Source organism: Aquimarina sp., assembly GCF_977115655.1.
The window spans coordinates 1-3685 of the sequence record NZ_CDSBKO010000132.1 but is presented as its reverse complement, the minus strand read 5'-3'; the positions used below and the strand labels follow the sequence as shown (position 1 = coordinate 3685).

The window sequence follows — 3685 nt, the reverse complement described above, 5'->3', positions numbered from 1 at the left end:
TAGTGATATTTATTTTAATAAAGGAGAATATAACCCTGGCAGTACCTCGGGGCAACACTTGCTTGCCCACGAATTGACACATACCCTACAGCAAGGAGCAGTAATTCAAAAAAAAGAAGTACCAAATCTTCAGAAGCAAAATGAAAACTCAACAGCACAAACAGCTATAGATAATATTTATGATGCACTAGATGGATGGACAGATTCTGATGATAGTGGCATTATATGGAAAAACTTTAAAAATACTTCAAAAGCAACAACCAATAAAATTCTATTAGGTGTAGCTTCAAAAGCTGGATATAGTGTAGATGATACGCTGGATTGGTTATACTCTGATATGGTTACTTCAGATTGGAACGAGTTGTTTGCACACTTGGTTAAGGTTAATGCATACCGGGCAGATAGACTTATTGCCAATCAAGTATACAGCTATCTGTCTGGGTATACATCAAAAAGTAATAGTAATTCAATTCTAAGTATTTATACAGGAAGTACTTCTGTTACCGGAGACCTTTTAGGAAAATCATTAACACAACTTCGATCAGTTACAGGCTATAATCGTAACGATACTGCCGAATATCTTTTTGGAGATATGACATCACTAGATGCCCATAAACTCTCTCTTCATTTCTTTGCCTCAGGAAATAGTATTGCGGCAAGTTATGCAGCGTACTGGATTGCATCCAAAATCAGGGACTTGATTTCTGGCTATACCGGTATTGCAGATAGCAGTGCTATAGTGGCTAATTTTGAAAGAGTCCCAAAAGAATTACGAAATATTGTTCTTTATGAACTAGACAAGATTTGTAAAGAAAAATGGGATCAGACGGCAGCAGAAGCATTAATGGAAGATATGCAACAAGCCGATTATGAAGAATTACGAGTATTAATGCCCGGGTTATTACCAATTTATAATATCGAAAAAAATTGGTTAGAGTGGGGTTGGGACAAACTTGTAAATGGGTTTGATTATTTAACATCTTTCTTAGAATACGCAGTTTGTGGATTGTTTGGGATTATTTGGGGTTTAATTACAGTAGTAATAGACATTATAGTTGCAATTGTGGATATTGTGATTGCGATAAAAGATATCATTGGATTAGTCATCTATTATGCTAGCGGAGGTAAGTTTTGTAAAGAAAATAAAGATCGTGTTTTTGGTTTCTTTAAAGCCATGGGAATGGTATTTGGCGCACCCGGAGATGCCATTAGCAAAATGTGGGGGGAACTTATGCTCGAATCCTCTTTGATAGAAGGACCTTTTACAGCATGTAAACAAGCTGTTTTTTGGACATCTAGGGTGGTCAACCTTATCGTCAACATCATTTTGATTTTTGCAGCAGGTTATGGTGCTGTCAAAATCGCATTAAAAGGGATAGAAACTATCGTTGCCCTTGCCCGTGCAGGGGAATTAATTAATGCCCTAAAAGCATTACCTGCCAAGATGTGGCAATCAATAAAGAGTCTGCCCCCCAAAGCTTCAGAAGCAATTCTGGCGGCAGGATCAAAGGTGGTAAACATGGTTAAAAATCCTGTCGAAATTATCAGCAATGTAAGAAACACACTAACATTGATGAGGATGGCTGCCGAAGATCCCGACTTTTTTAAGTTCCTAAGAGCACAGGCAGGAGAAGTCATTAAAGGAGAATCCGTTTTTTGGAAAGAAAGACGGGAGTTTTGGTTGAAGAGTTCTCAAAATATAGAAAAAGGACTTGTTGAAACCGAAAAGAAACTAGCCCTGGCTGTAGAATCCACAGTAGATGATCCAGCAAAAGCCGAAGCCATCATAAAACAAGCTGAAACAGAAGCTCGGGTAAGTAAAACGAATGCAAATGATGTTTTAGACGAAATCAATGGAAAAAAAACCACTACTCCTGAGACTAGAACCTCTACAAAGAAGGACGATAAACTGACAAGGCCCGGAGATAGAGATCATACAGAGTCAAAAGCTATTATTGGAAAACCAACAAAGGTATTCGAAAGAAAGTTGCATGATGGAAGGACTATTAAGTATTTTGATAATGGAACCATTAAAGTTTGTGCATCACCCTGTCAACCAATAAGAGTAAAATATCAAAGAACGCTCAAAGATAATCCTTCGCTTAATGACAGATTACAAGCTATAGAAGATTTATTTAGAACAAATCCAGATGCTGCAGCGGTTCAGCTAGGGGAACTAGAGTATAGTCTTATTCATAGAGAGCTAGAAGCAATAGGTATTTCTGGAGTTTCCAGAGACGTAATTGCTCATGGAGGTTGGAATGTTAGAAAAATATATAAACGAATGATTCATGAAGGGACTTTTTCAAATCATGGAAATAAACACTTTAGGGCAGTGAGAAGAGGAGGAAGTGTGATTGATAATGCCGAAAGTATGAGTAGTGGTGGCGGAGCGGCACAATATGTTTATCCTCATAGAACGATTACAGGCATGGAGAGGACAGCTTTATTAGATGGAGTATTAGCACCACAAGGAGGAGGCACTTTTTATAGATTTTATAAATTTGACAGAATAATAGGATATGATAATGGCATTCCTACAAGAATTATGAGAGCAGAGTATTCTTCCGGAAATATACATAGTCACCCAATAAGTCCTGCAAGATTAAGATCACAATATGGAATTTCTTTTCCTGACTAAATTTAAAATATGAAAACATTAGCACTCAAAAATATCAAACTATGTTCCTTAAGAATACCAACTGCTTGGGTAATGGTTTATAATAATTTTTTGGAGTTAGAGCCTGGAGATAATATTAAAATAGATGGAGTTTATGAAAATAACCCATGGAATCTTTTTACTCAGAATATGTTACAGATAAGCCATCAAAATTACCCTTTCATTATAGATTTAGGGTGGTATCCTGAAGCTTCTCCCGAAGGGTACTATGAAACTGTTTTAATAAAAGATGAAGATTGGGATAAACCGTATCGGAAAATGAAAACCCGAGATAGGCAAAAAGTAATTGATGAGATAGAAGAATGGATGGCAGAATTAACATTATTTCAAGGTGTAATTTCTCCTTGATAGCACTGCCCATTATATCATGCTTATTATCATATAAAGAAGAAATAATAAAAAGAGGGAAATTATGACAAAGGATATAGTAGAAATACTAAAACAAAATGGTTGGAATTCTTTTCCGAATGTTGCCACAGAAGAAGAAATAGCAAATCTGGAAAAAACTGCCCGCTCCGCAAAGTCTCCTGACTTCGAGGAATACAGCAACAAGTGCAACAGGGTAAATAAAAGAATAGTATATGCAAAAGATAAAATGATTTAAAAAACAACTAACAGATAATTGAAAACCGCAGAAACACATAAAAGCACCACTTCGCAAAGTCAAATTCAGGCAAAGCGGCAACCTTTCTTTAAAAAAGAAGGGGAAGGAAGCTTTTTTTCAAAATCTGCAGAAAAAACAACCCCATTTTTTAATAAAAACACACCCTCTGTTAAAGGGGAACAGGGAGGTATACAGCCCAAACTAACCATAGGCAAACCAAATGACAAGTACGAAGTCGAGGCTGATGCCATGGCAGATAAAGTAGTACAAAGATTAAGCGATCCAAAAAGCAATTCCCCTTTAGAAGGGGGTAAGGGGGATGTTTCTCAGACTTTTTCTCCTCCGATCCAAACCAAATGCGCTACTTGCGAAGAAAAAGAAAAGTTACAAAAAAAGGAAGA

General features: G+C 36.7%; 3 protein-coding genes and 1 pseudogene. All 4 read left to right on the top strand.

Annotated elements, in window-relative coordinates; all coding sequences use genetic code 11:
* A partial coding sequence (locus tag ACZIYX_RS23720) for an eCIS core domain-containing protein (RefSeq protein ID WP_462684743.1) occupies positions 1 to 2641 on the top strand: 2641 nt, incomplete at its 5' end.
* Positions 2642 to 2650: 9 nt separating this feature from the next.
* Positions 2651 to 3028 (top strand): hypothetical protein, encoded by a 378-nt coding sequence (locus ACZIYX_RS23715; protein WP_462684742.1) that lies wholly within the window; start codon positions 2651 to 2653, stop codon positions 3026 to 3028.
* Positions 3029 to 3092: 64 nt separating this feature from the next.
* Entirely contained in the window at positions 3093 to 3284 is a 192-nt protein-coding gene (locus tag ACZIYX_RS23710) for a hypothetical protein (protein WP_462684741.1), read from the top strand.
* Between the two features lie 18 nt (positions 3285 to 3302).
* Positions 3303 to 3685: pseudogene (locus ACZIYX_RS23705) on the top strand (hypothetical protein); the annotation flags it as partial.

What these genes read in the sequence shown, in the direction of transcription:
- ACZIYX_RS23710 (WP_462684741.1), top strand. Translation starts at nt 3,093, where the DNA reads ATGACAAAGGATATAGTAGAAATACTAAAACAAAATGGTTGGAATTCT.
- ACZIYX_RS23715 (WP_462684742.1), top strand. Translation starts at nt 2,651, where the DNA reads ATGAAAACATTAGCACTCAAAAATATCAAACTATGTTCCTTAAGAATA.